The sequence below is a fragment of the Aliivibrio sifiae genome, from assembly GCF_002954715.1.
Lineage (GTDB): Bacteria > Pseudomonadota > Gammaproteobacteria > Enterobacterales > Vibrionaceae > Aliivibrio > Aliivibrio sifiae.
In genome coordinates this window covers 907,506-912,468 of record NZ_MSCP01000002.1, presented here as the reverse complement: position 1 = coordinate 912,468, position 4,963 = coordinate 907,506, and the positions used below count along the sequence as shown (strand labels likewise).

The following is a 4,963-nucleotide window of genomic DNA, read 5'->3' as shown; positions in this document are numbered from 1 at the left end:
GCAGGCGTTATACGTTTTCGAGGGAATGAAAAATGATAGTGGTTTACGGAATAAAAGAGAATTTGAATCCAATTAAAGCGAAATTGTCAGACGTGATCCAATCGTGTCTTAATTCTGAAATTGGTTTGCCTGAAGATAAGCGGGCTCATCGTTTTATACCAATGGCTAAAGAAGATTTCTATTATCCAGATGGTCGTAGTAACGCTTATACCGTGATTGAAATAAATATGATGGAAGGTAGGACGGTTGAAACGAAAAAGGCGTTAATTAAGTCTTTATTCTCTACAATTGAATGTGAATTAGGAATATCACCGATTGATGTTGAAATTACCATTAAAGAGCAACCTGCTCATTGTTGGGGTTTCAGAGACATGACTGGCGATGAAGCAAAAGATCTGAAATATCAGGTCAACGTATAACAAAGCAATCAACACGATTTACTACATTCGGCGTTCTAGGTTTGTCTTTAGTTTCAGTGATTAAGGCGTTAAAATTCAGCTAAGTCTATGTCGTAGTAAACGTGTTATTGCGGCGTTAACCGTCTTTTCGAAACATCATCGAAAGTTGCCTTTTGAATAATAATGGTATATTTTTAACTCTATGGTTAATTTTGAATTTGATGAGGTTAAGAGTAACTCGAATCTTGAAAAACATGGTGTGGATTTCAATGTAGCTCAATTACTTTGGAATGACCCAGATTTAATCGAGATCCCAGTAAATACTCACGATGAACCAAGATATATCGTAATAGCCATGCTTAATGGTAAACATTGGACTGGCGTTATTACATATCGAGGTCAAAATATCCGAATAATTTCGGTTCGACGCTCAAGAAAAGGTGAGGTAAAGGTTTATGAAAGCTAATGAATTTGATGCAAAATTTGACGATGGCGACGATATTCTAGGCGATCTAGATTTATCTAAAGCCAAGCGTCCAATGCAAAGTCAAAAACGAGTAAATGTTGATTTTCCAACATGGATGATCGAATCATTAGATCGTGAAGCGAATCGTGTAGGTGTAACTCGCCAATCGATTATTAAAGTTTGGTTAGCTGAAAGGTTAGAAAGTGTAGCGGCGAATCACGCAGCAAGTCACTGATATCAAAACGGTTAACAAATGCATCAACACGATTTACTACACTCGGCAATCTCAGTTTGCCGGGTGTTTCTCGTTTTAAGGCGTCAATATTAAGTATAATTGCATAGTAGTAAACGTGTTATGCAGGCGTTATGCCTTCGAAGTTTTTAAATAGGAAATTAATCGAATGAATTTAAGAAAAGGAATTACATCTGTTGAGTTTTGGCATGAGTTTGATGAAAATCAAATAAATGCAATTAACTCAAATGTTTCAATTATTTCCAATGAATTGATTGTTGGTTGTGATTTAAAACCAGTTGATTCAAACCAAAAATATGATGCAGAATATATTTTTAGTGAACCAGAGAAAGTAATAAAAATTATAATCACTGATGAACTAATATGTACAACATTGATTAATTATATGCGAAATCACCGTGATGAATTTAACACTGTCATTTTTATTGTTGGTTTTGGTCGTAATAAATTTAAGTACCAAGTATCAATTAAAAAGCATGAGTTTGGTGGATTAAAATTTATAGTACAGGCATAACAAATGCATCAACACGATTTGCTACATTCGGCATTCTAGGTTTCTTTGGTTTTACCGTATTAAGTGGTAAATTTGAGCTTAATCTGCGTGGTAGCAAACGTGTTATGCAGGCGTTATAATTTTTCTTAGTATTGCTGAATATTTATACTTGCACTATAATTGGTACAAAATTAAGTACAACTAAGGTGCTATTATGACTCGACTAAGATTAGACCAAGATATTCAACCACTTTCAGAATTTAGAGCTGGCGTAGCGTCGTTTATTCGTCAAATTAACGAAACTCGTAGACCTCTAGTTATCACTCAACGTGGTAAAGGTGTGGCTGTTGTTTTAGACGTTGCTGAATATGAAGCAATGCAAGAAAAAATAGAGCTACTGGAAGAGGTACAACAAGCTGAAGCACAAATCGCTAGTGGTTTAGGCTTATCAAATGATGATGCTCGCTCTAAAATCTTAGGACGCTTACGTTCATGAATGTTATTTGGTCGCCGCTTGCTTTAGATAAAATAGGACAGACAGCAGAATACATTGCATTAGACAATCCATCAGCGGCAGAAAAATGGGTTAATGACGTATTCGACAAAGCTGAGAATTTAGGTTCATTTCCAGAGTTAGGCCGTCTTGTTCCTGAGCTAAATAGAGCCAATTATCGTGAAATAATTTTTGGTAATTACCGCATTATTTATAGCGTAACGTTAAGCATAAATATTTTAACGGTTCGTAACTGTAGCCAATTGCTGACTATGGCTGATATATAAAATTATAACAAATGCATCAACACGATTTGCTACATTCGGCGTTGTCAGTTTGCCTTTAGTTTCAGTGATTAAGGCGTTAAAATTCAGCTAGGTCTGTATCGTAGCAAACGTGTTATGCAGGCGTTATACCGCAAATCTCTGAATGGAAGCTGAATCGCATTCTTTTATAATTTGTTTCTTTATACTTATTGTCGTAATGTCATAAAAAATAATTAGTTAGGAGGCAATAGGTGAAAATAATATTTGTCGATGCTGAAAATGTTGGCTTGAAAGAACTCGAAAAAATTAAAGCTTCAATTGTTGATAAAGTACTTGTATTTTCAAGGGTTGAGTCAATTAAACAAACGTGTGAGAAATTATTATATTTATGCCTGTCTGACTATCCAGAAGGGGCAAATCAGGCTGATTTTCATATTATCGCTTATCTATCGAGGACGTTAGTATCACTTAGTCGAAAGGAGCTTAATTTAATCACGTTCGAACTTTTTAGTAATGATGAGAACCTGATTTCAGCATTTAAGTTTCAATGTGATTTATTAGGTGGTAACTGTGAAGCTATTCGGACTAAGCCTGATGTCGTAGTGTCTATTGTTCCTAAATCAGCAGAAGATAAAATCTATAATAGTCTGAAGCAACCAACTGAATTAGCTCCGTTACAAGACAAATTGAAGTTACCTAGATCTGAATTTACCAAGGCGATTAATAGTTTAGTTAAAGAGATTAAAATTGAACGTTCAGTCGAAAATAAGAAAAAATGGGTACAGGTTAGGTAGCGGTATAACAAATGCATCAACACGATTTGCTACACTCGGCGTTGTCAGTTTGCCTTTAGTTTCAGTGATTAAGGCAGTAAAATTCAGCTAGGTCTGTATGGTAGCAAACGTGTTATGCAGGCGTTATATGCAAAAAATGAGAATATAAGCCTTAATGACTAGCCAAATCATTAAGGCTTATTTTCTAGCTAGTTGTTACTGAAACAAACTGTTCGATAGAAACCAGTTTAACTGTCAGGTTCATCGGTTGGTCTGTTTTGTTATAGCGAACAAATTCATTGAGAGTGTAGGTTTCACCTTTAAATTCACATTTTAAGGATGCAGAATTATCACCTGAGTAGGGATTGTTAAAGGTTAGTGTGTATTTAGCTGTATTTTCGGCACTATATTCAATTTGACCAGTTACGCCGTAAGATGCACCTGTTTGTTTTCCAGCATTAAAGGTTGCTGTATCATCAACAAGAACTTGCTTATCTGGTTGACCATTTTCACGCCATTTTCCGTGTTTTAACTTTGCTTCTTTCAAGAATAAAGTGCTATTTGTGTCATTTGAAATTGAACCAATTATATCTCTATGCATTATATTATACCTATTGACGTTGTTTGAAATAATAGGTGATCCGACAACAATAATAACTACAACTTTTCTGAATCACTTAAACACTATAGGACACGAAAAATGTGGTTCAAGGAAAAGTTAAAATTTATTAAATGCATATAACAAATGCATCAACACGATTTGCTACATTCGGCATTCTAGATTATCTTTGGGTTTACCGTATTAAGTGGTAAATTTAGGCTTAATTTGCATAGTAGCAAACGTGTTATGCAGGCGTTATGTAAGTAGGATAGTATGTCTAAAAATTATTCAAGATCTGATTTAATGAAGATCGCTATAGAAGAGCACTTAAAGTGTACAGAGTTTCCGCGAGTTGGAGTTGTTATTGCGAAAAGTGGTGAAGTACTAGCTACTGGTTATCGTGGTGAAACAAAAAATGTTCATGCTGAGCGTATTGCGATAAGAAAGCTAACTGCTGAACAGGTTAAAGGGGCAACAGTTTATACTACGTTGGAGCCATGTGTTGAATTACATAAGGAGCAAGAGATATCATCTTGTGCTCAGTTATTGATCGACTCCGGAGTCAGTGATGTTGTAATCGGAGTTCTAGACCCAAATGGAACTATTTATTCCCAAGGTTATAGAAAGCTATTGGAAAACAATATTAATGTTAGTTTCTTTAATCGAAAACTCAGGGCTGCTGTAGAAGAGGAGACTTTTGACTGTGGCAATATACATAAAATTTATGGCTGTGGTAAAAGAAGAGTTCCGGTGATACACAGTGGAAACGAAATTGAAGTCCAGTTTAGTCAGACAGATGAAAGAATCATTAATATAAAATGGGCAACATTGCAACCGACACACGGATGCGTTGATCTTCAAAGTAGTAATGGCTCTGTGCTAGTCGCTGCTGGTGCGAGAAATTTCGGTGATATTAGTGATCCTACGGTATTTCGCTTTCCAAGCCATTTCGCAAGAATGAAAATAGGTGATATTGCAATAGTTAAGCCATCAAACGCCACTTTTTATGTTTTGATTCAACTGATTGAAATTTTCGATAACGACATCATCTTCAAATGGGAAGTTAGAAATGATAGGTAAGTGAGTATGAGCGGAATACTTACATAACAAATGCATCAACACGATTTGCTACACTCGGCGTTATCAGTTTGCCTTTAGTTTCAGTGATTAAGGCGTTAAAATTCAGCTAGGTCTGTATGGTAGCAAACGTGTTATGCCAG

9 protein-coding genes are annotated in these 4,963 nt (G+C 35.6%); 8 read left to right on the top strand and 1 reads right to left on the bottom strand.

Features of this window, described 5'->3' with window-relative positions; translation table 11 throughout:
* Positions 1-32 precede the first annotated feature (32 nt).
* The 7 genes from BTO23_RS15260 to BTO23_RS15230 all read left to right on the top strand — a co-directional run bounded on the left by BTO23_RS15260 (position 33) and on the right by BTO23_RS15230 (position 3,163).
* Positions 33-419 carry a tautomerase family protein gene (locus tag BTO23_RS15260; protein WP_105063927.1) on the top strand — a complete coding sequence of 129 codons (387 nt, stop codon included), beginning with the start codon at positions 33-35 and terminating at the stop codon, positions 417-419.
* A gap of 181 nt (positions 420-600) precedes the next feature.
* Complete coding sequence (locus BTO23_RS15255) at positions 601-864, top strand: BrnT family toxin (RefSeq protein ID WP_045032871.1); 264 nt, start codon at positions 601-603, stop codon at positions 862-864.
* Positions 854-1,099, top strand: coding sequence for a type II toxin-antitoxin system BrnA family antitoxin (gene brnA / locus BTO23_RS15250; protein WP_105063926.1), 246 nt, complete (start codon positions 854-856; stop codon positions 1,097-1,099). Before BTO23_RS15255 ends, brnA begins: the two co-directional genes overlap by 11 nt.
* Before the next feature lie 166 nt (positions 1,100-1,265).
* Positions 1,266-1,631 (top strand): hypothetical protein, encoded by a 366-nt coding sequence (locus BTO23_RS15245; protein WP_105063925.1) that lies wholly within the window; start codon positions 1,266-1,268, stop codon positions 1,629-1,631.
* Between the two features lie 193 nt (positions 1,632-1,824).
* Positions 1,825-2,106 (top strand): type II toxin-antitoxin system Phd/YefM family antitoxin, encoded by a 282-nt coding sequence (locus BTO23_RS15240; RefSeq protein ID WP_063650544.1) that lies wholly within the window; start codon positions 1,825-1,827, stop codon positions 2,104-2,106.
* Positions 2,103-2,390 carry a type II toxin-antitoxin system RelE/ParE family toxin gene (locus BTO23_RS15235; RefSeq protein ID WP_105063924.1) on the top strand — a complete coding sequence of 96 codons (288 nt, stop codon included), beginning with the start codon at positions 2,103-2,105 and terminating at the stop codon, positions 2,388-2,390. Before BTO23_RS15240 ends, BTO23_RS15235 begins: the two co-directional genes overlap by 4 nt.
* A 230-nt stretch (positions 2,391-2,620) precedes the next feature.
* On the top strand, positions 2,621-3,163 hold the full coding sequence (locus tag BTO23_RS15230) for a hypothetical protein (protein WP_105063923.1): 543 nt from the start codon (positions 2,621-2,623) through the stop codon (positions 3,161-3,163).
* A gap of 184 nt (positions 3,164-3,347) precedes the next feature.
* Here the strand turns inward: BTO23_RS15230 and BTO23_RS15225 are convergent, their stop codons facing one another.
* Complete coding sequence (locus tag BTO23_RS15225) at positions 3,348-3,743, bottom strand: aegerolysin family protein (RefSeq protein WP_063650493.1); 396 nt, start codon at positions 3,741-3,743, stop codon at positions 3,348-3,350.
* Positions 3,744-4,016: 273 nt separating this feature from the next.
* Here BTO23_RS15225 and BTO23_RS15220 point away from each other — a divergent pair, with 273 nt between their 5' ends.
* Positions 4,017-4,823 (top strand): deaminase, encoded by an 807-nt coding sequence (locus tag BTO23_RS15220; RefSeq protein ID WP_105063922.1) that lies wholly within the window; start codon positions 4,017-4,019, stop codon positions 4,821-4,823.
* Positions 4,824-4,963: the final 140 nt, after the last annotated feature.

Coding starts and splice junctions, on each gene's coding strand:
- BTO23_RS15260 (WP_105063927.1), top strand. CDS start 33: ATGATAGTGGTTTACGGAATAAAAGAGAATTTGAATCCAATTAAAGCG.
- BTO23_RS15255 (WP_045032871.1), top strand. CDS start 601: ATGGTTAATTTTGAATTTGATGAGGTTAAGAGTAACTCGAATCTTGAA.
- brnA (WP_105063926.1), top strand. CDS start 854: ATGAAAGCTAATGAATTTGATGCAAAATTTGACGATGGCGACGATATT.
- BTO23_RS15245 (WP_105063925.1), top strand. CDS start 1,266: ATGAATTTAAGAAAAGGAATTACATCTGTTGAGTTTTGGCATGAGTTT.
- BTO23_RS15240 (WP_063650544.1), top strand. CDS start 1,825: ATGACTCGACTAAGATTAGACCAAGATATTCAACCACTTTCAGAATTT.
- BTO23_RS15235 (WP_105063924.1), top strand. CDS start 2,103: ATGAATGTTATTTGGTCGCCGCTTGCTTTAGATAAAATAGGACAGACA.
- BTO23_RS15225 (WP_063650493.1), bottom strand. CDS start 3,743: ATGCATAGAGATATAATTGGTTCAATTTCAAATGACACAAATAGCACT.
- BTO23_RS15220 (WP_105063922.1), top strand. CDS start 4,017: ATGTCTAAAAATTATTCAAGATCTGATTTAATGAAGATCGCTATAGAA.